Here is a 22,915-nt window from a genome sequence, read left to right as displayed (position 1 = left end):
TATGGATCGTCTCAAAGGGAAAACCGCAATCGTCACCGGCGCCGCCGACGGCATCGGCCACGCGATCAGCGAGGCGATGGCAAGGGAAGGCGCGCACGTCTTCCTCGGCGACATCGCCGACGAGAAGGGTGAAACTTTCGCGGCGGAACTGCGCGTCGCCGGCCACCGCGCCGACTACGTCCATTGCGACGTGGCGGAGGAGGCCGATATCGCCGCCCTCATCGACGCAGCTATCGGCAAGACCGGCCATCTCGACATTCTCGTCAACAATGCCGCCATCGCCATCGGCGGCATGCCGGTCCATGAAATGACCGACGAGCAGTGGCACCGGCTGATCGCGGTCAACCTGACCAGCGTATTCCGCGGCTGCAAATATGCGCTGCCGCACATGATCGCGCAGAAATCCGGCTCGATCATCAACATGGCCTCGGCGCAAGGGCATATCGGGCTCGACGGCTGGACCGCCTATGCCGGCGCCAAGGGTGCGGTGATGGCGATGACGCGCCAGATGGCGGTCGAGTTCGGCCCGCTCAACATCCGCGTCAACTCGATCTCGCCCGGCACCATCAACACGCCGATGAACGACAAATTGGTCAAGGAGATCGGCGGCAATCTCGCCAAGGCCTGGGTCAAGATGCATCCGCTCGGCCGCATCGGCAAACCGTCCGAGGTGGCCGAAGCCGCCGTCTATCTGGCCTCCGACGCCGCCGGCTTCACCACCGGTACCGACCTGCGCGTCGACGGCGGGCTGACCGCAGCACCGCGCTACGTACCCGACCTGCTTTGACAACAAACGAGACAAAAATGAACAAAGCCCTCGAAGGCGTCCGCATTCTCGATTTCAGCCACCTGCTCCAAGGGCCGTTCGCCACGCAGCTGCTCGGCGACATGGGCGCCGACGTCATCAAGATCGAGCGTGCCGGCGCCGGCGACATGTTCCGCGGCATGACCTTCTTCGCCAAATGGGTCGGCGGCTCCGAAAGCCCGAATTTCCTCGCCTGGAACCGCAACAAGCGCTCCATCGCGCTCAACCTGAAAAGTCGCAAGGTGCATGCCATCATCATGGACATGGCCAAGAAGGCGGATGTGGTGGTGCAGAATTTCCGCCCCGGCGTGCTCGCCAGGCTCGGCTATGGCTACGAGAATTTCAGGGCGGTCAATCCCGCCATCATCTATTGCTCGGGCTCCGGCTATGGCGAGGAAGGCCCCTATGTCGAGCGTCCCGGCCAGGACATGCTGATCCAGGGTTTGTCCGGGCTGATTTCCAACACCGGCCGCGGCGACCAGGCGCCTGTTCCGGCCGGCGCCGGCCTCGCCGACCAGATCGGCGCCATGAACATGGTCTACGGCATCTTGTCGGCGCTCTACTATCGCGAGAAGACCGGCAAGGGCCAGAAGATCGAGGTCAATCTGCTCGCCGGCATACTGGCGCATCTCAATCAGGAATATGTCGCCGTGCTCAATCTCGGCGAGGATTTCGTGCGCCCGAATTCCGGCATCGGCCACCCCGGCATGCAGGCGCCGTTCGGTGTCTATGAAGCGAAGGACGGCGGCTATGTGTCGATCGCCATGAGCCCGTTCAAGACGCTGTATGAAGTGCTGGAGGCGCCGCAGCTTGCTGTCTACGACGATCTGAAGACGCTGTTCGACAGGCGCGACGAGGTGTTCGACAAGGTCAACGCCGAAACCAGGAAGTTTGCCACGCAGGACCTGCTGGCGCGGCTGCTGGCAGCCGACATCTGGTGTGCCGAGGTGAAGGACATAAGGCGCGCAGCCGAGGACCCACAGGTCAAGCACCTGGGCATGATCACCAGCTACGATCATCCGCGCGGCGGCAAGGTCAGGGTGGTCGCGCCGGCGGTCAAGATGAGCGAGACGCCGGCTACCATAGAACGGCCGGCGCCGCTGGTCGGCCAGCATGGCCGCGAGATCCTGGCCGAGTTCGGCCTCTCCAGCGACGAGATTGCAGCGCTTGAGGCGTCCGGCGACATGACCGTGGATGCTGCCTGACGATGAGCGTTTACCAGACACTCACCTTGGAAATATCCGGGCGCGTCGCAGTCGTCACCTTCCGGCGCGCCGATCAGCTCAACGCCATGAACCGGCTGATGCAAAGCGAGATCACCGAGGTTTTCGAGGCGCTGTCGCAGGATGACGACGTCGGCGCGATCGTGGTGACCGGCGAGGGGCGCGGCTTCATGGCCGGCGCCGACATCAAGGAATACGCCGCCCAGACAGCTATCGAGTTCGACGCCTTCCAGGCCGCCGGCACGCGCATGTATGCGGCGGTCGAGAACAACCGCAAGCCGGTCATCGCCGCGGTCAACGGCTTTGCGCTCGGCGGCGGCATGGAGCTGGTGCTGTGCTGCGACATCGTCATCGCCAACCAGTTCGCGAAGCTCGGCCTGCCCGAGATCAAGCTCGGGCTGGTCCCCGGCGGCGGCGGCACCCAGCGCAGCGTCCAGAAGCTCGGCCGCAACCGCGCCAATTTTCTGCTGATGACCGGCGCCATCGTGCCGGCTTCCGAGTTCGTCGCCGCCGGTCTGGTCAACGAGGTCGTCGACGCCGAAAAGCTGATGCCGCGGGCGCTGGAACTCGCCGAGATGATAGCCGCCGAACCGGCTGCCGCGATCGAGGCATTGAAGGCGCTGACGGCGCACGCCGTGTCGGGCGACTTGGCGGGAGGCCTTGCCATGGAGCGCGACGTACTGGGTGGCCTGTACCGCAGCGAGACCGGCCAGCGTCGCGTCAAGGAATTTGCTGAAAAGAGCGCGACGCGGCCGAAGGCTGCGAAATGACGTCCCTGGTCAAGCAAAACCGGCCGCGCTTCACCGATGTCGAGGGCCTGGCCGCGATGGTCGGCGGCGGCGACGTCTTCGGTGTCGGTGGCCATCATTTTGCCCGGCTGCCGATCGCCTTGTTGCGCGCCATCGCCCGCTTGGGCGTCAAGGATCTTCGCTATGTCTGCTGGGCCGGCGGCCTGCCGCTCGAACTGCTTCTCGAAGCGAATGCCGTGGCGGAGGTCGATATCTGCTTTTCCAGCCTCGATATTTTTGGCTTGCCGCCGCGCTTCCGCGCGGCTGCCGAGACCAATGCCGTGCCGGTCCGCGACTGGACGGCGCTGGCCATGATCCAGGCGCTGCGGGCGGGGCAGCAGAACCTGCCGTCGATGCCGTTTCAGCTTCCGGAGGGTTCGGACATGCTGGCGCGCGTGCCGGGTGCGATCGCCGCGCCCGATCCGATCGCGGGAATCACGACCGGGATCATCCCGGCCTTGCGGCTCGATACGTTCGTCATCCATGCCCAGCGTGCCGACGAGAGCGGCAATGTCCAGATCATCGGACCACGGGCGCTGGATTTCGCCATGGCCGGCGCGGCGCGCCAGGTGCTGGTGACGGTCGAGGAGATCGTCCCGGTCGGAGCGCTGCGGCATGATGGTCGGCAGAGCATTTTGACCCGCAACCAGGTGTCGGCGATCGCGCTGGCACCAGGCGGCGCCTATCCCGCTTCCTGCCTGCCATTCTATGTGACGGATTATCAAGCGTTGGCGGGGGCGTTCGCGGCCAAGGAAATACCTTTGTCGGACAGCCTGAGCATGCCTTCGGAAGGCGTGCCGGAGCGGGTTCAAGACGCTGCAAAAGTCCGCGCTGAAACAGTCCTCGCAATGCCCAGGCTCGTGCACGGCAACAAGGAGGCGTCCATCGACGAGATCATAGCCGCCCGCATCGCCGCTGAGCTCGACAATGAGAGCTTTGCCAGTGCCGGCGCGGTGTCGCCGCTCGCCAATGTCGCCTACCGGCTGGCCAAAGCGACGCACGCGCCGGACATGATCATCGCCACCATGAGTTGCGGCCATCTCGACATAGCACCGAGCCCGATGATCCTGTCGCTGATCGAAAGCCTCGATTGCGAGACGGCGGTGGCGCATGCCGGCGGCGACGACACCTATTCGACCTACTACCAGGCCGGCGCGGTGACGCATGAGATCGTCGGTGCCGCGCAGGTCGACCGCCGTGGGCGCGTCAACACCATTGCGCTGCGCAAGCGCGACGGCAGCCTTATCCGGCTGCCCGGGCAAGGCGGCATGGCCGACGTCGCTAACATGCATCGCGATTATCTGCTCTACGTCCCCCGCCATTCCGTGCAGTCGCTGGTCGAGACGGTCGAGATTGCCAGCTCGGCGCGCGGCCTGTTGACTGAGGCCGAACGCGAGCCGATGGGCTATCGGACCGGCGCGGCATTGGTGTTCACCGACCTTTGCGTGTTTCGGCTCGACGGGGAGAGCCGGCAATTGGCCGTCATCGAGACCATGCCGGGCGTGACCCGCCGGCAGCTCCAGGATGCCACCGGCTTTGCCCTGACATTCGATGCCGATTGCCGCGAAGTTGCGCTACCCTCGAACGAGACGCTCGACATCCTGCGAAACCGCATCGACCCGCTCGGTCTGCGCCGCCTCGAATTCGTCAGCGCCAGGGAGCGCCGCGCGCTTATCGCCGAGATCCTCGCCGCCGACCGGCGGATGGTCGAGCGCTGTATTGCCGCACGGCGGTCGCATACTGCACCGGATTGAAGGGGGTGCGCATGGCAAAGCCGTTGCTCGAAATGTCGGCCGCGAGGGTCTTCTTCGATGGCATCTTCACCAGCCCGCGCGTCGCCCATCCGGAAGGCGTGGCCATCCATCGCGACGGCTCGATCTGGTGCGGCACCGAAACCGGCGACCTGCTGCGCTTGGCCGCCGATGGCAGCTCGGTCGAACGCATGGGCGGTACGGAGGGCTTTCTGCTCGGCATCGCCTTCGATAGCGCGGGAAACTGTTTTGCATGCGATTTGAGACATTCGGCGATCTTTCGCTGGGATGCCGCGACGGCTGGTATGCAGCGCTTCGCCTCGGCCGGCATCCGCGTGCCGAACTATCCGATCGTCGACGAGACACGCGGCTGGCTCTACGTGTCGGACAGCGTAGGCGAAGACAACCGCTCCGGCATTTTTCGCTACGATTTGAAGACCGGCGAAGGCGGCCTGTGGTGCAGCGAGACCATGGCCTTCGCCAACGGCATGGCGATGGCGCCGGGTGGCGATGGGCTTTACGTCGTGGAAAGCCATGCGGCCTGCCTCAGCTATGTGCCGATCCTTGCCGACGGCACGGCAGGGTCTCGCCAGCTCGTTGTGGAGGGCGTGAACAACGTTCCCGATGGCGTCGCCTTGGCGCCGGACGGTTCGCTGTTCATCTCATGCTACGAGCCGAGCCGCATCTATCGCTGGCGAAAGGATAGCGGGCTCGAGGTGCTGATCGAGGATCCGGCGGCAACGACGCTCGCCCACCCAACCAACATTGCCTTCAAGGACGACAAGCTCTACACCGCAAATCTCGGCCGCTGGCACATCACCGAAATCGACTTGAAGGCGATTTCTTAGATCGGGCCGAACCGGGCGGCGCTGCCCTATCCCAGCCGCCCGTGACTCGATCGGATGCGCAACACCTGCACCCGCGACGGCAGCTCGATCAGGAACTCTTCGTCCCGCTCGAGATGGTGGATTTTCGTCGGATCGCCGCCGGTGAAGGCCGCCATCGCCTCGACATTTTCCCAATAGGAAATCGTCACGAACTCCGAATGGGTCGGCGTGTCCTCGCGAAAAGTCTGCACGCCCAGCGCCTTCTCGATCAGCGGCTTGATGCCGGCCTCGTAATTGTAACTCTCATAGGCATCCGCCTTTTCAGGCACGGTTCTGCCGCGCCAGATACGAGCGATGGTCGGGGGTTTCTCTGTAGCTTTCTCTGTCATGGCCAATGAATTCCTGCTGGTCTGATTGGTCCGCGGCGTTCGGCAAGGCCAGCCAAGGAACGCATCTCCCCGGCTGGCAGCCTGGTATCCAGTTGCCGGCGACTTTTTATCCTCCCCGGCCGACGAGCTCGCGCTGCCCCAGACAGGCCTCCTGCCGACCGGCAGGAGACTTACTCCTGATCCTCGGCGCCGCCTCCATGGAAGAAGGATCGGATTTCCTGCATGTCGACGCTACCGTCACCGTTCTCATCGACGGCGTTGAATATTCGCCCGACGAAATCCTGGACTTCGCTTTGAGAAACCGCGCCATCGCCGTCCGCATCTACTATGGCGAACATCATGCGCATCCTCGCGCCATGCATCCCGCGTGCAATGCCACCGCGGCCTCCCATCTCCCAACCTCGGTCAGGCGGGCCCATCCTGTAGCCGCGATGCCAGCGGTCGGGACCTCGCCGTTCTGCCCGGGGCGCGCGATCTTCTTGCATTCTCTCCTCCAGCATCTCAGTCATCATCTGGCGCATCATTTCGCGCATGGCATCCTGCCCGCTCATTCCGGGCGACGGTTCGGCGCCACGATCCGGTGCCGGCGCGGCGGGCGCAGGTGGGCTCGTCTGGCCGAATGCCGGCGCGGCCAACATGGCCAGCGCCGCGGCAATCACGGTGGTTTTGCTTGCGAGCGTCATCGTATTCTCCATCGGTATGAATTGTAGCCGAATATGTCTGCATCCAGCCAAACCGGCTGCTCGCCTCATGGTTCCTGGGCAGTCGGCACGGCGGCGGAAAAGTCCGCCCGATCGCGGCAACAAAAGCGGCTTGCCCACGTTGCCATTGATGCAAAGCTCCACCAGGAGGAAAAAATGGCCGACGATAAGAGCAAGCGAGATTTCCGCGAGCGCGACCGCGTTGCTGCGGAAGACGACCGTGAAGTCGAGTATTTTGCCCAACAGAACGGCATCACCGCCGACCAGGTCCGCCAGCTGATCAAGAGCTTCGGCAATGATCGCGGGCGCCTGACCGTAGCTGCGAAGGCATTGCGAGGGATTTCACCGGCCGGAGCCGACGAGGTGACCAGGGAAGCCCGCCAGCAGGCAACGCCCATGCATCTCGGCAAACCCGACGAGTGATGCCAGGCAGCTGCTCTGCCGCTGCCGCGGGCGTCAGAACTTGCGGCTCAAATAGTCCGAGCCGCGCAGGCCGAACCGCCACTCCGCATCGACAGCCTTGGAAATGCCGATCCGGCGGCCTGTTAGAACGGCGCCGGCGTCGCCCGGCTGCCTGAATTCGAATGGCGGCAGGTCCAGGGGCAGCCCGTCATAAGATTTGTCGATAGCCAGCGCCTGGCAAAGGCGGCCCGGTCCCGAGCAAAGCAGCCGGGGATCGTCAAGGCCGCGATTGGCCCGCATCACCTCCAGCCCTAATCGCGGTTCGATTGCGCGGATAAGCACGGCACTGCCGGGCAGGCAGACGGCATTGAGACACCAGTGCAGGCCATAGGAGCGATAGACATACGCGCTGCCCGGGGCACCGAACATTGCGCCGTTGCGCACCGTCCTGCCACCGAAAGCATGCGAAGCCGGGTCATCCGGGCGATAGGCCTCGGTCTCGACGATGACGCCGCCAACGCCGTGCACAAGCAGCATGGCGCCAATCATGTCGCGCGCCACGGTGGTGGCGGCACGGGCAAAGAATTGATGGTTGATGGTCAATGTGTGCAGCAGACTCGATCACGCCTGAACTTGGCGCGTCAGAAAGGTCCCGGAACAGAAGCAAAATGTCCAGCCTCTGCGCGCCGCTGAACTTGGATGCGATATTCAGTGCAGCATGGCTGCGCCGATGAAAACCGCCGCGGCCAGCACGACGATGGCGGCAATCACCATGACTGGCCCATATCTGCTCGGTTGGACGTCGGGCTCATCCTTCAGCGGGCGCATCGCATTGGCATAGCTCGCCTGGTTGGTAAACTTCGGCGTTTCATGGCGCGGGGCAGGGCTCTTCGGCGGAGCGTTGCCGGCGGATTCCGCGTCCGTTTCCATGGGAGCCGCAGCCGGATCGATGCCCGGGGTCTTGTCCCCTTCGCGCCCGGCATCGATATCGCCCCGCGCTTGAGCCGGGCTTCGCCCAAGAGGTTCTGCGTCGGTCATCGTCGAGGTCCTTTCAGAGCATCGGCCTCAAGCATTCTAACCTGCGTCTCATTTCAAAGTTCCCCCGTTTCAAAGTTCCCCCTTTTTGAAGTTCCGACGAGCGGGAACCGCCTAGGCCTGCTTCCAGGAACAACCGGCGATCGAGCGGGTTGAGCAAGCATCGGGAGAGCAACATGGACTTGGTGCGCCACGCGCCCAGATCGGCAGTTCGAAACAGGCTCCAGCGCATGATCTACTTCACCGCCGACACGCATTTCAGCGACCCGCGCATTTTGCGCATCGACCGCCGCCCGTTCGGCTCGCTGGCGGAACATGACCGGTCGCTCATTGCGTTCTGGAACGAGACTGTCGGGCCGGACGACGAGGTCTGGCATCTCGGCGATTTTGCCAGGGGATCGGCCGCGTTCGTGTCGTCGCTTCTGGCGTCTCTTCATGGCAGCAAGCATTTGATCATCGGCAACAACGATGCTGCGGCCACCATCGAGGCCACAGGTTGGGCGAGCACCCAGCACTACAAGGAGCTGGCGCTCGACGGCAGTCTGCTGATCCTTTGTCACTACCCTTTTCGCACCTGGAACCAGATCGGCAGGAAATCGATCGACCTGCATGGCCATTCCCACGGCAGGCTGACCCCGGTCACGCGCCAGTATGACGTCGGCGTCGACAGCTGGGATTTTCGTCCGGTCACGCTGACCACCATCCTTGCCGGCCGCGGCCGAAGGGCGGCGCGGCAAAGCCGTCAAAAAGTCGAGTGATCGAAAGTGCCGGCCGTGCGTTGAGGAATTTCAACGCCAGGGAGCACGCCATGAACAGACGTGAACTGATCGATGCCGACGGCGGCAATCATGCCGCAAAACCCATTCCGCGCGCCGCATTCGACAGCACCTTGGCCCTGCTGCGCGAGGGCTATGACTTCATTTCGGCCCGCTGCCGGCGCATGAACACCGACATCTTTGCCACGCGCCTGATGCTGCGGCCGGCAATCTGCGTCCGCGGTGCCGAGGCTGCCGAGATGTTTTATGGCGGCGACCACTTCACCCGAGTTGGCGCGATGCCGCAGACCACGCTGCGTCTGCTGCAGGACAAGGGCAGCGTCCAGGGGCTCGACGGCGCCGCTCACCGCCACCGCAAGGCGCTTTTCCTGTCGATCCTGTTGGATGGCGACCAGATCGAGCGGCTCCGCGCAACTTTCCGTCGCGCCTGGCTCGACCAGCTGGAAGACTGGCAGCGGCGTGACGAGATCGTCCTGTTCGACGCCGTAAACCTCGTCCTGACCCAGGCGGCAGCGGATTGGGCCGGCATCCCCGCCGACAAGGATCGCGCCGAACTCTGCCGCGAGCTCAGCAGCATGGTCGAGAACGCCGGCGGCATTGGGCCGTCGACCATGCTGGCGCTGTGGCGGCGACGCCGGACCGAACGCACTATCGGCGAGCTTGTACGGCGCGTTCGAAGCGGCGCGCTTGATTTGCCGGCAAACAGCCCGGTTCGCCTGGTCAGCGAACATGTCGATGCCGAGGGAATGCCGCTCGATGTTGCCAGTGCCGCGGTCGAAATCATCAACATTATCCGTCCAATCGTCGCCATCGGCCGCTTCATCATGTTTGCGGCGCTGGCGCTTCACCAGCACCGCCAATGGCACGACAGGTTCGCCGCCGGCGATGACGACGGGCTGGAAGCCTTCGCCGAGGAGGTTCGCCGGCTCTATCCGTTCTTCCCGTTCATCGGCGGCCGCGCACGCCACCCGTTCGAATGGAAGGGCTACCGCTTCGGTAAAGGCGACTGGGTTGTGCTCGACCTGCACGGCACCAACCATGATCCGCGTCTGTTTGTGGAGCCGGAGCGATTTATCCCGGAGCGCGGCTTGAGCTGGAAAACCCACGGCTTCGACTTCATCCCGCATGGCGGCGGAGATCCGGCGACTACCCATCGCTGCCCCGGAGAAGCCGTCACCGTCGCGCTGATCATGGAAGCGGTTCGCCTGCTGACGCGGTCGATGGCCTACCAGGTGCCTGATCAGGATATGACCGTCGCGCTTGCTCGCATGCCGGCGCGGCCGAAATCCGGGTTCAGGATAGATAATGTGCGGCGAAAACCCGGCTGAAAGGCTGCCGGTCGAACCGGAACCTCTGCGCAGCTGAGGCGTTCGAAAATTGCAAGGCGTAAAGGCAAACGCAATGGCTCAGAAGATCACGACAGGCGCGAACGACCGGCCGCGCAATGAAACCATCGGCCAATCCGGCGAAGGCCTGCCGGACGACAGCAGCAGGCCGCTCGAGGTCGACGAAGGCTGGGTCGCCCGGCTGAGAAACAAGCTGCAGGGCAAGCCCCGGCAAGCCGGTCAGACCAACACGGACGAAGTCCCCGCAGGCATTCCCGGCGCCGGCGAGAACATTTGCCGCCGCTGTGCAGGGTCAGGCATGATCGACGGCCGAATTTGCCCCGAATGCGGCGGAACCGGCAAGGTGATGACGCCGATAGGCGGAGGCTGAGCAATTCCAGGAAAAGTGTGAAGCGGTTTTCCGTCCGGTATTTGCGTCAAACAATAAGATAGACCGGTTCTGCGTTTCCGCGGAACGATGAACCGTCCAGCGCCGGTCAGATCGCCGGCACCCACTTCCAGAACACGCCTTCCTTGCGTTCGGGGTAGTGCTTGAACTCGCATTCGAAGCGCCATCCGTAATTCTTGGCGGTGGCAAGCGCTTCCTTGCTGACCGGGTTCATGCCGGTTCCCGGCGCAAACCAGTCCTCCAGCAAGTCGTCGGGGATATAGGCGCCGATCCTCAACGGCAGCTTTTCGAGGACGACATCCATTTCGGGTGGTGCGGGCACGGGGCGTCTCCCTTGAAACCTACCCGCGAAGAAGGCGTTCAACGCCAAGCGGGTTCATTCTTCTGTTCATAGTCCTGGAACGCCTTCTGGAGACCGCCGATCACCTCGGCGGACGTCTCGAACATCGCCTTCAGCTGCGGCTCATCGACCTTCTCGATGTCCTCGCGAAGGTGCTGCTTCACCTCCTCCAACTTTTTCTGCATTTTCTGCGTGTGGTGGCGCGGATCGCGGTCGGCAGCGCTAGTCATGATCAATCTCCAATTTGTGGGTCTCGGAGAACTCGCCCGGCTCTGAGGATCGACAGGCGGGTTTGCAGCGTAAACGGCTTGCCGATAGCTGTGGTTCCCGACTGCGGATGCGGTCTTCGCGCGCCCAACGCGCCGTTCCTTCTTTCAACCACCCGGTAGCAAGTCCGAAGGGCGCTTGCCGCGAATTCAAGACGCAAGCAGTGGCAAACGAGCATAGATGAAACTGAGAACTGATGGCGTCTCTGGCCAAGGACGGCAATCCACCACCTATAGCCTACGCCTCGTCCGCGATCCATTCGAGCGAGGCGCCATGCGGGTCAGTCCAAGCTACAGGGGAGCCGTTCGCAGATAGGAGGAAGCGGCCAGGCGGCCAGCTTGTTCCGGCGCGTGTGGCGATGGACGGGAAGACGCGAGGGAACTCGTTCGATACCCAATAAGGCGAGAGACGCATCGCCTGCTCGGCGAAAGCTTCTCTGTCACCAAGGTCGGAGACATAGTCGAGAACGGCTGTGTGAAAGATGACGAGTGTAGCGTCGTTTGGCGCTTCGTTGCAGAGTTGCACGAGGTCGCTCCCGCGCAGGTCGCCCTTCACCACCCGAGGCTTGACTGTGGCAGCGATCTTTAGGGCCGCCCGCAGATTGGCGAGCCGTGCTGTCTGTTCCGGCCAGACCAGCGTCTCAAGCCATGCGACTTGCGAGTCGTCTGAAGCATCTATCGGGCTCAGGTCCAATCCCGCCCGCCAGACGACTTGCGGCAAGGCCGTCGGCAATGGCGTTGTTTCGCTGGCGAAGCATCGGAAGACAGGCGGCTCCATGGCCATCGCGGGTGCGCGGATTACCTTGCGTCCGTAGTCATAGCCATAGAGGTCGGGCATGAGGCAGAGCCCTGCGGAGGTCCCGACCTCGATGAGGGCCAGCGGCTGCGGCAAACGCGCCAGGACGGGGAGCAGGGTGGCGCATCTTCCCGGCTCGTTGGTTTGCGTTGAGCGCTCGAGCATGAGCGAGCGGATAGCGTCGGGATTAGCCTGAAGCGCCTGGCGAAGCTCGGTCCACCCTGTCGGCGTGCCGAACAGGTGACGCACCGCTGCAAGTAGAAGGTTCGGTTGCCGCTTTGGGTCCGGAAGAGTCGACAGGAAACCGAGCGCCTCCCGGTTCCCAGCGACTGCCCGAGCCAACTCCTCGTAGAGCGGCGAGCGACCGCGTGCTTCCGTATCGGCGAAGCGAATATATCGGGCTGAGATCTCGGCCAAGCCCTCCTCGTCCATATCCGCTGATCCTCGGTCCCAACGTCTCATCACAGTACACGATCCACGGATCTGATTGGAGCCAGGCCCGGCGTTTTTACACAGGCTTGACCCCCCGCGGACTTCCCGCGGTCGCCTACTTAACCGTTGCGCTAGGAGGCTGTGCGCAATCCAAAATCTGGGGAACTGTCCCTAATTGGTGTCTCGCCCAAGGGTGTGGTCCACCATGTCTCCGGTATAAACCGCAACCCATGTCTCCGGGCCGTACATTTTGAGATTTGGCGCACCCGACAGGATTCGAACCTGTGACCTCTGCCTGGGGTGCGCGACTAATTTGCGCCTGCAACTCGCCTCTGAACTCGTCGACTGTCGGAATTTCCCGGGCGACCGCTAACCTTCCACAACAGCATCCGGGTGTCCCGCTGCAAGTGCGTTCATGTAATGCAAACACAAGTCACGCGACCGGTAACTGCCCCAGGTCCCTGTTTCCTCACGCTCAACGATTGGAAATGTGGAATAGATGTACCGCACGTCATCCCGGTCCGTGACCCCGTAGAGGTGGAAATATAACGCGTCGAGTTTGGCTCGAAGGTGCAGCCTGCGGTCTTCGTCCCAGACGAAAGGAGGCTTCACCGAACCGTTTTCATTCACATACCCCATAGCCACGGCAAAAGGTGCCATATCATGCGCCGTGTACGTAAGCTCCAGTACGGTCTCGGTAACAATCTCAAGAGCAGTTTTGTTGCCGAAGCGGGCCACGTTGTACGTATCGGGTGGAATGACCGGCAGTTGTTCGACAATGTACCAGTTCAGGTGGGTACTTTGGGCCTTCTGTCGCACCACATAATCCAAACCAATTGAGCACAGGTTTCCCAACAAGGCGGGCGACAGCACGCTATGTTCATCCGGCAATATCAATGGCAGAGTGTTCCCGGCCCCAATGCGAGGCAAGGCAGCAACGATCAATGTCCGCGCATCCGTAGCACGCGCAATATCTCGAAACGAGATTACCCAGTCCAAACCGGTCGGAAGTGCAACTGCTCGTTCCGGCACCCAGTACTGGGGTGTTGTAACGAAATCGGGTTTGGCTTTCTCCTCAACAGTTATGTTTCCGCTGAGTGCGGCATTGTGAAGGTTAGCTTCATTAACCCGAACGGAGGCAGCGCGGTGATCGAAGATGTGGATCATGCGCCCGGCGTACAATGGCACCCAATCTCCAGCCGCGTTCCGGTACTTGTTCTGTTCTATCGGATAGGCCTCGTCCTCTCCTTCAAGTTCTACCTGCGTCCTAAACATATGGCTGTCATTTGTCATATGGAACATTGTGGCATATTTCACGGGCCATGCTTTGACTGGAGGGTCCGCAGACCGATCAACAAGTACAGGCAAGCGATTGTAAATTGAGGTCGTCAGTTCGGCATCGCGCCGGGTCCTAAAAATTGGAGCCGTGCCCGTGTTCGGGTTAACGCGCGTAAAATCTTCTGGAGTGAGAGGAAAGCAGCGTTCGGGGTCTCTTAGCTCAGATACGTGCTGAAGGAAGAAGGCGCATTTAGCCGGTTTTGCAGCAGGAGTTGAGCTCGCGATGAATGCGCAGAACTTGAACCTGCTGTCCACGTCGGGAAAGAAGGGCTCTGCATCATAACGTGTGCGCCTGTTCTCAAAATCATATAGAGGGCCCTAAGCCGCCCTTCCGCGGCAACGCCCTTAAAGAATCGAGCGGCAGTGAGGTCGGAAGCTATTCCGGACGGCGTGAGAAGACCAACGGCGCCGTCCCGTTTCACAATCGTCATGGCCCGTTCGACGAACAATGAATAGAGATTCACGTCTCCGCCCGACAAGAGCGGGTAATCCCGGCTTGAACGCGCCATGCGAGTTCCCGCCTCGGCGCGATCGTTCGCCTTGGCAAAGTCCCGTGCCAGCGGGTCGTCAGATGCCTCGAGGGCAACGATCATGCGTTTGCGATCAGAGGCGCGCTGGGCGAGCGCGATTTCACGGCGTCTGGCCGCGAACCATTCCACCTGCTGTAGTTTCATCCGGTCCCAAGGCGGATTGCCTATTACCGCGTCAAAACCTCCGGTGAGGCCTTCCTGCTCCCATTCCGTCCAGACGCCGGGAAACGCGACCTGCCAGTGGAGGAAGTTTTCTTCGTCGATCAGTTCCCGCGCCCGGGCGAGGATCGCAGCGAACCGCCGCCCGTCTTCTCGTGCTGCCTCCGGTTCAGCGCGGCGCAATGCAATCTGTATCGGGTCGCCAAACTGACTGTCGAAAAATGCGCTCACGGCTGCGCGGTCACCTCGATCGCGCAGATTAAGCCAGTCGAGCGCGTGAATGAGCGAAAGAAGCGCATTCAGCGTTTCGGTCATTCCAGTAACTTCGGCGAATACGTCAGCAGATCGATGCGCCTCAGCGATCTCTGCGTCGGTGAGCCCTTCGATTATTTGCATCGAAGCTGCAGCGCGAAGCGCACGTCGTACTGGTTCATGAAGCAGCAGCGGACTTCCCTGTACCGTCGCCTTGTCGATGCCCCCTCTCACCCATTCACCGAACAAACTGTCCCCGCAACGCAAATGGTGGTCGAGGAATGACAGGGGGGCGCCGACCGTGAAGGTGTGCAGCCATAGCGCCACCTTCGCCAATTCAACTGCCATCAGATTCTTGTCCACGCCATAGACGCAACGCTTCAAAACCATGCGCCGAATAATATGGCGGTCATCGAGTTGCTCCTCGTTGACAGTCCAGCCGCCCTTTTCGGCATTGTCGAGTATTACGTTGCGAATGGCTTCAATGCGCTCTGCAAGCGGTGAGTGGTAGTCGCCCCACTCAAGCACAACCTCTGCCTCCGCCATGGCTTCGATCACATGGTCTGCGAGTTTATCGACTAGGCTAACAAGGAAGTGGCCGGACCCCATGGCCGGGTCGCACACCTTCAACTCCAATAACTTCGTCGCGGGATCAAAGCGGGTCAGGGAGCCGCGCCGATTCACTCCCTTGGATTGATTACCCAAAGCTTCTGCCTGTTCCCTGAAGGCGTCTGTGTAACGTGCGACGAGAGGCTGAAGCGTCTCTTCGATGATGAGACCGACAAGATCGTCAGGTGTGTAGTAGCTGCCAGATGCCTTACGGGCGAAGATGTTTGGCCGGACCTCAACCTCGCCATCCTGCCATGTGACCTCATGTTCCAAAAGTCGTTCATAGATCGAACCAAGTTGCTGCACGCTGAGGTCGCGATAGTTGATGTAATGCCTCTGTCCATCCGACTGGGTGAAGGACAATACGTCTATGACGTTCGCGATCAGGGCATCGCCTAGCCGAATGCCTGCGAGCAGCGGAGCTCTGTCACGGCTGAACAGACCCCCATTGTAAGGAGGCAAACCAATTGAAGCATCACCGGCGTCTATCGCCCTGCATAGATCATCAAGAGTGGCCCAATACCGGGCTGCGGTCGCTGAGAATACATCATTAGCATCTTTGCGCCTCTTTACGTCGAGACGGACCTTTTCGCGTAGACTGTAGTCATCGTATCGGGGCTCCCGAACCGGAAGCAGGTCGCGGTCTTCAGCGTAGAGAATGAACAACAGGCGATAGAGCAGGATCAGTGCAGCTTCGCGTACTTGCTGAACGGGAGTGCCGTCGGGTGTCGCATCTGCAATGCCCTTGACCAACGCGGGGAATACAAACCCAAAGACGAGATCAGACAAGTCCTTTGCGACACGTTCTTCATAGAACTTGCCTTCCGCAAGTGCGCGGTCGTGGAACGTACGCTGATCGGTACCCGCGATGAATCCTTGCCTACGGAACGCGAGTACGAAGACCTTGAACCAGTGGTCTCGCTCACTGGTCGTTAGCGCGAACAATCCGCCCTCGAAATTGGCGAGGCCAAGTACGGACCCTAGGTCGATTTCAAAAAAATCTTCGGCAATGGATTGCGCACCCGAATAGTACAATCGCCAGCGCAGACCGTTAGTCAGTATGCCCCACCTGAGATTGCCATTGGTCAGATCATCCACCCGGCGCAGATAGCGCAGCATCTGAGTGGAGGGAGCAGTGACCTCATCCCGCTTTTCGGAGCGCCGGTCGAGCGGGCGAAGCCATCGCTTGCTTTCGACTAGCGCCGCCCCGAACTCATAACGACGCCATTCTTCGGGACGGGCATTGGCCCTGCTCTTGGTAGCCTCGTCAATGAACAGAACAGCGTCCGGTACGTCCTGTCGACCGCTTGCAGTGAGATTCTGTTGGGTCAGAAACTGTTCCCAACCAAGCGCCCTGAGAATCGGCCAGATCAGGTCGTTTTCAGTCGTAGCTTCGTTCGGCGTCTGGTTTATGGGGAACCGCGCAAAGGCACCATTGATCGTTGTGCGTATCACATTCAGATCGGGCTCAGTGAGCGCTTGCCAATCGTGCAGATCAGCTATGGAGCTTTCAACAAAGTCATTTGTGAACAGGCTTCCATGATAGGCACTGGATACCAAACTGCATTCCCCCAAAGATCCCACAAGGTAGCTTGTGATAGATCACAGAGCGGCGAGGTTCAAAGGGTATCTTAAAGTGCCGAGTTACATCAGCTGCAATAACTTGGGTCGCTATACGGAAGAGGTACGGTTCCGGCCTAGCTTAGCGCACTCGTATCTTAATGTGCAAAACTGGCGCACCCGACAGGATTCGAACCTGTGACCTCTGCCTTCGGAGGGCTAAACACCACTCCCGACACTGTTCGCCATAGTATCCAAATTCCCTATAAATCAACGGCTTACGTCCACACCGCCACGCTGCAAGTATCCCGATTTGGCCTTGTTCTTTCTCCCACTTGGTTGCAATATGGTAGCAATTTCTGTGGGAGCCTGTCATGCCCAAACTGTCAAAGCGCGTTGTCGATGCCCTCAAAGCCACCGAAGAAAAGACTGGAACGCTTTATTGGGATAGCGAACTCAAAGGTTTTGCGATCCGCGTCCTGCCCTCTGGCCGCAAGACCTTCGTCGTCACATTCCGCGCGCGAAGCGGCCGGCAGCGGTGGCTCAAGCTTGGCACGTACGGGCCGCTAACGGTCGAGCGCGCGCGCGAACTTGCGAAGGTCGAGCTTGCCAAAGTGGTGGAGGGTCAGGATCCCGCCGCCGATCGTGACGAGCATCGCGAGGCCCTCACCATCACGCAACTCTGCGACCTCTATATGGAATCTGCGAACGCGGGCCTAGTCCTCGGTCGAAAGGGAACCCCGAAGAAGGCCAGTACGCTTTCGACCGACCAGTCGCGTATCGATGCCCATATCAAACCTCTGCTGGGGCAACTCAAGGCCCGCGAGGTCAAGCGTGCGGACATTGAGCAATTCAAGACAGGTGTTGTTACCGGCAAGACGGCCCGCGACAAGAAACTGGGCTTCCGCAGCCGATCGATTGTCAAAGGCGGGAAGGGTGCCATCACGCGCACCCTCGGTCTGCTTGGCGCGATTTTCGCGTGGGGTATCGAGAATGGTCACGTCGTGGCGAACCCGGTGCGGGGCGTACGACGCTTTGCCGACGCTCAAAAGAAGGCACTGCTGACTGGCGAACAATATCGCCTTCTCGCGGATAGCCTGAAGGTGCTCGAGGGCAAGCGCGACCGCAACAATCAACCACTTCATAGTCTGATTGGTATAGCGGGCATCCGCTTCATCGCACTGAGCGGCGTGCGTAAAGGAGAATGCGAGCATCTGCGTTGGGACGAGGTTGATGCGAACGGAACCTGCATCGCTCTCAAAGAAACCAAGACAGGTTTCTCGCTCCGTCCGCTTGGTCGCTCGGCGTTCGCCATCATCGATGATCTGGAAGCGATTTCCGATTTCGTTTTCGCCGCCGAGACAGAAGGCGCCACGTACAAGGGGTTGCCCGGTCTGTGGCGCACGATACAGAAGACAGCGCGGCAACTGGCGGCGGCCGCTGCAGAGGAGCGAGGGGAAGTTCCTCCGGAAACAGGGCCGCTGGATGGAGTCACGTTGCATAGCCTCCGGCACAGTTTCGCCGGCATCGCGGAAGAACTGGGGGCCTCGCTCCCCACGATTGCCGCCCTGCTGGGTCATCGTCTCGGCGGCGTCACCGGTGGGTACATCCTCAAGCGTGTCGACATCCTCCTGGTCGATGCCGCCAATCGAATCGGTGACCATATCGCCATGCTGATGCGCGGGGAGGTTCCGAGTTCGAACATCGTGCAGTTCCAGGCGCGTGGCAGAGGATCGAGAAATCCGCCAAAGCACGGCACTGCGGATCGAGCGGCTGGCCAGAGCGAAGCAGCGTAGCCGGCCTTGCCTACCGTCCTTTGCCGGGCACGACGAGGCCAGCGCGTTTCGTCGCTTGTGGTTACTTAGTTCGGGACGGCCTTGCGATTCCAAGGATAGGAATGGGGCTCAAACGCGTTCCGGATAAAGGTCGTGATCGCATTGTCCGTCTCGATCGCGCACTTGGTGATCTGCGGCTTGAAGACATCCCTCAGTTTGTTCATGTGGATATTGCCGGCATCGCTGCCACGGTGTGCGATGTCGCCTCGCGCCTCCACGAAGTCGTTTACCGCGGCCGCGCCTAGGCTCCATGCATTGGACAGATCTGGTATGCCTACTAGCGCCGAGTAGTGCTGGTCGATGTTATGCTTCTTGGGAGTGTTCAGACCAACAACCACCTCCCTCGCGATCTCGAGGTAGATCGTTTTCCAACCGTCACCTGCCATCGCCAGTGGCTTCAACTCGTGCTTCGAGGCCTTGATGTATTGGGCGATGGTCTTCTGCACCGCGGCCGGAAGTCCATCGGGTGTCGGGGAGCGAGCGATGTTAGCCGTCACCGCTTCGATCAGCAATTCTTCGACGTAGAGTTCCCAGGCCGCGCAAAGCAGCAACACGCCTGACCGAGTAAGATGACCGAGACCCATATTGCCGGGATTGCCGTTCTGGATGTCTCCGTGGGTTTGAATGATGCGATTGACATCCTTCATCATCGCACCCTCGAACTTCCCAATTGCTTTCGACGGCATGTCCCCTCCCACCGTTGTTTAGCCAGGCTCCTCGGCAACGTGCCCGAAGTTATCAATGGTGTCAGCCCCTTTGAGATCTCACACAATGTCGGCGACCAAGCCCACGTTCTCCGCTAAACAGCACCTTGCCGTCGCAGGCGTCATCGCAGAATTGAGCGCACAGCCTGAGAATATTGAAGGACAAAGGCGGAGGCTTGCAATCGGTGCCCCTTCGAAAAATCCTGCAAGCTGGCGCCTAGTCACGCGATCTACTCATCCGCGCTGGCTTGCAGACCACCGCATCGCTGAGAGCAATTTGCTGTGGTGTCGGGGAAAACAGGGCACTTATCGGGCGTTCAAATGGTCGATCTGCGGCGCACCATGCTCGACCAGTTCTGTACGATCGCGCTACAGGCATATGTCGAAAGCACCCCCATCTATCAGGGACAGTTATCAGGGACAGTGAAAATTTGCTGACCTCGCTATCCCTCAAGAGGTGCGAGACCTTCTGTGCCCGCAGGCAGCTTCTCCTTCCATGTCACCCCTCCCACATTCTGTGCTCTCCCTTTCGCGTCGCCTCTCAACAAGGGTTGGGCATCGCGCGACAAACTGCAAATCCGCCGGCGGAATCTAATGAGGGTACTGCGCTCTTGACCCCGGACGAGCGTTTGACGCAAACCAGACACGGGGGAAAGCCAAGTGTCCTACATCATTGCTCATGTTGCCTTCGACCGTTCAAGCAGAGCCTATCCGGTCAACTGCACCAGAACTGACGTCATCATCGGGGATGATGTGGTCGTCCGGATGAAGGACGGCGCGTTGAAATGTGCCCGCGTTGCCGATCTCAACTATCTGAACTGGAACTGCAGTCACACCATCGAATGCCTGGAGCGAGAGGCGGACTTCACCAGAAGCGGTATTTTACTAGCCCCCGGAGAGTCCCTGAGTGTCCGCGGTCTGGCGCGCCCTGTTGATCTCGCGATGCATCTCAACGGGATGGGATGGATACGGCGACGTCCCGCCAACAAGGCTTACCGGCTGGCGTTTACTGCCACGAGCGAGACACGTACTGGGCTGATTTTGATGCGCAAGAACGGCATCGACGTGCAGTTACTCCATGGCCTGCCCGACGAAGAAATGAAGCGTGACTCCGTGCTTCGAACGAGCAGGATGGCGTCGCCGTTTTTCGGGCAGGAGTTCCACGGCAGCCAACAGAACATCCTGAAGCGGATAGCCGACTTCGCCGAGGCGTTCCTGCGTAACGACCCCGGACTGGAGGAAATGTTGGTCCCGTTGTGGACCACGAAGAAGCTGCCCAGCCGGCCCCGCAACCTCTGTGAAACCGACGACGGGGAAGATCTCTACTCCATCTTCGGAGGCACGGGCGAGCCGGTCTACCTCTCAGACGGCATATGGCTCACAGGCGGCGGTGGCGCGCACGATTGGGGCAGGTAGCGATGACTGATTGGCAGTTGGTCCTGCTGACTGCGGGCGTGAACGCGCCTCCACGGTCGTCTTCGACGATTTGGACTCCTTCGAGCGCCGCGTCGAGCGACTGTACGATGGCTTCAGTTACGGACTTTACGGGACTCCGACCAGCCGCCAGTTGGAAGACCATATCGCTGCACTGGAAGGTGGATCTCGGGCGCTCGTCGTCCCTTCCGGAATGGCGGCCATAACGCTGACGACCATGGCCGTCTGCCATGGTGGCGATCGGGTTCTGATCCCGGAGACGTTCTATGGGCCGGCACGCGAAATGGCCGCCCGCCTTCTCGCTCCCCTTGGCATCGATACGGTGACCTACGACCCCAAGCTCGATGGAAGACTTTCAGCGTTAATCGATGGCAGGACGCAGCTGGTCTGGGTGGAATCGCCGGGTTCCGCGACCTTCGAGGTACAGGACGTGCCGGCAATCACGGCTGCGGCCCACGAGGCTGGCGCGCTTGTCGCGGTCGACAACACCTGGGCCTCACACTTGCTGTTCAAACCACTCAAGCATGGTGTCGACATCTCGATGCAGGCACTTTCCAAACATGCTGGCGGCCACGGCGACCTGCTGATGGGCTCGGTGGCGATGAACGACGAGACCTTGTTCCGGCGGTTAAAGGATACCGCGCGTTTTCTCGGTTACGGCGTTTCGCCAGAGGATTGCGCATTGTGCGAGCGTGGCCTGATGACCATGCCGGTGCGCATGCGCCAAGCCGACAGCACCGCGCAGAACATCATATCGTGGCTGTCGGAGCGTCCCGAGGTTGCGCAGATCCTGCATCCGAGTGAGCCCGACCATCCCGGCCACTCGACCTGGAAGCGTGACTTCGCCGGATCGGCAGGTGTCTTCTCGTTTGTGTTGGAGCCGGAACTAGCGCCTCACCAATCCGAGGCTCTGCGTCGCATGCGACTGTTCAGGCTAGGTGCAAGCTGGGGCGGGGTGCATTCGCTGATCTCCGTCAGTGATCCTCGAAAGGGCCGCAGTGGCCTCGACTGGCTGAAGCCTGGCCCAGTTTGGCGGCTCTCTATCGGCCTGGAGGCCGACGGCGACCTTCTGGCCGATCTGTCACAGGCCTTCGAGCACTTTGCGGAAACGCGACGAACCACAGTTGGCGACGCCAAGGCTGCAGAATGACAACAACTTCAACGAAAGGGGAATGGATATGAAATGCGAAGGGCATAAATGGCTTGCCGCCTTAGCGATCGGGCTGGTCGGCCTGGCGTCAAGCGCGGGAGATGCGGCCGCGCAAAGCGTCGTCGAAAAGATAAAGGCACGCGGCTACGTCAGTTGCGGCGCGAGCCAGGGAGTGCCCGGTCTCTCTCGCCCCGACGAAAAGGGGTATTATCGCGGCTTCGATTCCGACATCTGTCGTACATTCGCGGTCGCCATTCTTGGGGACAAGGATAAGATCCGATACGTGCCGCTCAATGCTGCTCAGCGACTTCCTGCGCTACAGACTGGAGAAATCGATATTCTGTCGCGCACGTCCACGATCACCTACACGCGCGATGCCGTGGTCCGTTTCGTCTGGATCAACCTCTATGACACGGATGGTATCCTCGTCCGCAAAGCGGACAAAATCACCGAGCCGAAGCTGCTCGACGGAAAGACAGTCTGCCTTCAAGGCGGCGGCAGCTTGACCGAGAAGGCGATCGAGGAAACCGAGGAGGAGTTCGGGATCTCGATGAAGAAGGTCTACTACGACTCGACCCTCCAGGCCCGCGATGCCTTCTTCGGCGGCCGCTGCGATTCCTACGTCACCGATGGAACCGCGGCAGCAGGGCAGCGTGCCTCGGTCGCAAAGAATCCTAACGATTACGACATCATCAAAGTCGGAAAGGCTGCCGAGCCCAATGGCGTGGCGATCGCGCGCGGCGATGAACAGCTCTTCGACATCGTTCGCTGGACGATAAACGCCCTGTTCTGGGCAGAGGCCAACAACATCACGTCGGAAAATATCGACGAAAAGCTCGCTGGGGGCAATTCGGAGGTCCAGCGAGTGCTGGGCAAGGAAGCCGGCTTCGGCAAGCCCCTCGGGCTGGATGACAATTGGGTCTACAACGTCATCAAGCAGACCGGCAATTACGCCCAGATTTGGGATCGCAATCTTGGCAAGGATAGCCCGCTCAAGGTCGAACGCGGCTTGAACGCCCTGTGGAAAGATGGCGGCCTGAACTACCCTTTCCCGTGGGATTGAGGCGCGTCGAGGGGAG

The 22,915-nt window shown here is 60.9% G+C and carries 23 protein-coding genes and 1 tRNA gene; 13 read left to right on the top strand and 11 right to left on the bottom strand.

From position 1 onward, the window contains the following. Position 1: 1 nt before the first annotated feature. Genes NKI18_RS09320 through NKI18_RS09300 form a run of 5 tightly spaced genes read left to right on the top strand, consistent with a single transcriptional unit; the run spans position 2 to position 5,415 of the window. Positions 2-787: an SDR family NAD(P)-dependent oxidoreductase gene (locus NKI18_RS09320; protein ID WP_352617738.1), complete on the top strand. Its 786-nt coding sequence runs from the start codon at positions 2-4 to the stop codon at positions 785-787. Between the two features lie 17 nt (positions 788-804). Further along, on the top strand, positions 805-2,010 hold the full coding sequence (locus tag NKI18_RS09315) for a CaiB/BaiF CoA transferase family protein (RefSeq protein ID WP_352617736.1): 1,206 nt from the start codon (positions 805-807) through the stop codon (positions 2,008-2,010). A gap of 2 nt (positions 2,011-2,012) precedes the next feature. Further along, the gene (locus NKI18_RS09310; protein ID WP_352617734.1) at positions 2,013-2,798 is read left to right on the top strand and encodes an enoyl-CoA hydratase/isomerase family protein; all 786 of its coding nucleotides are present in this window, start codon (positions 2,013-2,015) and stop codon (positions 2,796-2,798) included. Then, the gene (locus NKI18_RS09305; RefSeq protein WP_352617731.1) at positions 2,795-4,570 is read left to right on the top strand and encodes a CoA-transferase; all 1,776 of its coding nucleotides are present in this window, start codon (positions 2,795-2,797) and stop codon (positions 4,568-4,570) included. Before NKI18_RS09310 ends, NKI18_RS09305 begins: the two co-directional genes overlap by 4 nt. Before the next feature lie 11 nt (positions 4,571-4,581). Next, the gene (locus tag NKI18_RS09300) at positions 4,582-5,415 is read left to right on the top strand and encodes an SMP-30/gluconolactonase/LRE family protein (RefSeq protein ID WP_353019464.1); all 834 of its coding nucleotides are present in this window, start codon (positions 4,582-4,584) and stop codon (positions 5,413-5,415) included. Between the two features lie 26 nt (positions 5,416-5,441). Here the strand turns inward: NKI18_RS09300 and NKI18_RS09295 are convergent, their stop codons facing one another. Both NKI18_RS09295 and NKI18_RS09290 read right to left on the bottom strand, forming a co-directional pair. Beyond that, positions 5,442-5,783 (bottom strand): antibiotic biosynthesis monooxygenase family protein, encoded by a 342-nt coding sequence (locus NKI18_RS09295; RefSeq protein WP_352637339.1) that lies wholly within the window; start codon positions 5,781-5,783, stop codon positions 5,442-5,444. A 170-nt stretch (positions 5,784-5,953) separates the two neighbouring features. Continuing rightward, positions 5,954-6,466 (bottom strand): EF-hand domain-containing protein, encoded by a 513-nt coding sequence (locus tag NKI18_RS09290; protein ID WP_352617727.1) that lies wholly within the window; start codon positions 6,464-6,466, stop codon positions 5,954-5,956. A 174-nt stretch (positions 6,467-6,640) separates the two neighbouring features. Between NKI18_RS09290 and NKI18_RS09285 the strand changes: the two genes are divergently transcribed. Then, entirely contained in the window at positions 6,641-6,907 is a 267-nt protein-coding gene (locus NKI18_RS09285) for a DUF3606 domain-containing protein (protein WP_352473022.1), read from the top strand. A 33-nt stretch (positions 6,908-6,940) separates the two neighbouring features. On the opposite strand, the gene NKI18_RS09280 is transcribed toward NKI18_RS09285, so the two are convergent. Then, entirely contained in the window at positions 6,941-7,483 is a 543-nt protein-coding gene (locus NKI18_RS09280) for a DNA-3-methyladenine glycosylase (protein WP_352617945.1), read from the bottom strand. Between the two features lie 111 nt (positions 7,484-7,594). Continuing rightward, positions 7,595-7,924 (bottom strand): hypothetical protein, encoded by a 330-nt coding sequence (locus tag NKI18_RS09275; protein WP_352617725.1) that lies wholly within the window; start codon positions 7,922-7,924, stop codon positions 7,595-7,597. Between the two features lie 227 nt (positions 7,925-8,151). Between NKI18_RS09275 and NKI18_RS09270 the strand changes: the two genes are divergently transcribed. The 3 genes from NKI18_RS09270 (at position 8,152) to NKI18_RS09260 (ending at position 10,413) form a co-directional block, all read left to right on the top strand. Beyond that, complete coding sequence (locus NKI18_RS09270; protein ID WP_352617723.1) at positions 8,152-8,679, top strand: metallophosphoesterase; 528 nt, start codon at positions 8,152-8,154, stop codon at positions 8,677-8,679. 50 nt (positions 8,680-8,729) lie between these two features. After that, entirely contained in the window at positions 8,730-10,025 is a 1,296-nt protein-coding gene (locus NKI18_RS09265; RefSeq protein WP_352617720.1) for a cytochrome P450, read from the top strand. Between the two features lie 73 nt (positions 10,026-10,098). Further along, positions 10,099-10,413 carry a hypothetical protein gene (locus NKI18_RS09260; protein WP_352617957.1) on the top strand — a complete coding sequence of 105 codons (315 nt, stop codon included), beginning with the start codon at positions 10,099-10,101 and terminating at the stop codon, positions 10,411-10,413. A 106-nt stretch (positions 10,414-10,519) separates the two neighbouring features. Here NKI18_RS09260 and NKI18_RS09255 read toward each other — a convergent pair whose 3' ends face one another. From NKI18_RS09255 to NKI18_RS09230, 6 genes are all read right to left on the bottom strand, one after another. Beyond that, the gene (locus NKI18_RS09255) at positions 10,520-10,753 is read right to left on the bottom strand and encodes a hypothetical protein (protein ID WP_023677026.1); all 234 of its coding nucleotides are present in this window, start codon (positions 10,751-10,753) and stop codon (positions 10,520-10,522) included. 38 nt (positions 10,754-10,791) lie between these two features. Then, the gene (locus NKI18_RS09250; protein WP_352474763.1) at positions 10,792-11,001 is read right to left on the bottom strand and encodes a hypothetical protein; all 210 of its coding nucleotides are present in this window, start codon (positions 10,999-11,001) and stop codon (positions 10,792-10,794) included. Positions 11,002-11,275: 274 nt separating this feature from the next. After that, positions 11,276-12,265, bottom strand: a complete 990-nt coding sequence (locus NKI18_RS09245) for a DUF2332 domain-containing protein (protein ID WP_352617717.1) — start codon at positions 12,263-12,265, stop codon at positions 11,276-11,278. Positions 12,266-12,523: 258 nt separating this feature from the next. After that, positions 12,524-12,588 (bottom strand) — tRNA-OTHER (locus NKI18_RS09240). A gap of 46 nt (positions 12,589-12,634) precedes the next feature. Next, positions 12,635-13,582 carry a hypothetical protein gene (locus NKI18_RS09235; RefSeq protein ID WP_353019459.1) on the bottom strand — a complete coding sequence of 316 codons (948 nt, stop codon included), beginning with the start codon at positions 13,580-13,582 and terminating at the stop codon, positions 12,635-12,637. A 176-nt stretch (positions 13,583-13,758) separates the two neighbouring features. After that, on the bottom strand, positions 13,759-16,713 hold the full coding sequence (locus tag NKI18_RS09230; RefSeq protein WP_353019456.1) for an Eco57I restriction-modification methylase domain-containing protein: 2,955 nt from the start codon (positions 16,711-16,713) through the stop codon (positions 13,759-13,761). Between the two features lie 374 nt (positions 16,714-17,087). On the opposite strand from NKI18_RS09230, the gene NKI18_RS09225 reads away from it, so the two are divergent. Next, entirely contained in the window at positions 17,088-18,509 is a 1,422-nt protein-coding gene (locus NKI18_RS09225; RefSeq protein ID WP_352617711.1) for a tyrosine-type recombinase/integrase, read from the top strand. A gap of 65 nt (positions 18,510-18,574) precedes the next feature. On the opposite strand, the gene NKI18_RS09220 is transcribed toward NKI18_RS09225, so the two are convergent. Beyond that, positions 18,575-19,234, bottom strand: coding sequence for a HEPN domain-containing protein (locus tag NKI18_RS09220; RefSeq protein WP_352617708.1), 660 nt, complete (start codon positions 19,232-19,234; stop codon positions 18,575-18,577). Positions 19,235-19,912: 678 nt separating this feature from the next. On the opposite strand from NKI18_RS09220, the gene NKI18_RS09215 reads away from it, so the two are divergent. The 3 genes from NKI18_RS09215 to NKI18_RS09205 are packed head-to-tail and all read left to right on the top strand — an operon-like array spanning position 19,913 to position 22,899. After that, on the top strand, positions 19,913-20,668 hold the full coding sequence (locus NKI18_RS09215; protein ID WP_352617705.1) for a hypothetical protein: 756 nt from the start codon (positions 19,913-19,915) through the stop codon (positions 20,666-20,668). A 10-nt stretch (positions 20,669-20,678) separates the two neighbouring features. Next, entirely contained in the window at positions 20,679-21,836 is a 1,158-nt protein-coding gene (locus NKI18_RS09210) for a trans-sulfuration enzyme family protein (protein ID WP_352617702.1), read from the top strand. Beyond that, entirely contained in the window at positions 21,811-22,899 is a 1,089-nt protein-coding gene (locus NKI18_RS09205) for a transporter substrate-binding domain-containing protein (protein WP_352561897.1), read from the top strand. The genes NKI18_RS09210 and NKI18_RS09205 overlap by 26 nt, the downstream gene beginning before the upstream one ends. The last annotated feature ends 16 nt before the right edge of the window (positions 22,900-22,915 follow it).

This window comes from Mesorhizobium sp. M0800 (genome assembly GCF_040320095.1).
Lineage (GTDB): Bacteria > Pseudomonadota > Alphaproteobacteria > Rhizobiales > Rhizobiaceae > Mesorhizobium.
The sequence above is the reverse complement of the archived record's forward strand: the minus strand, read 5'-3'. Positions and strand labels throughout refer to the sequence as shown.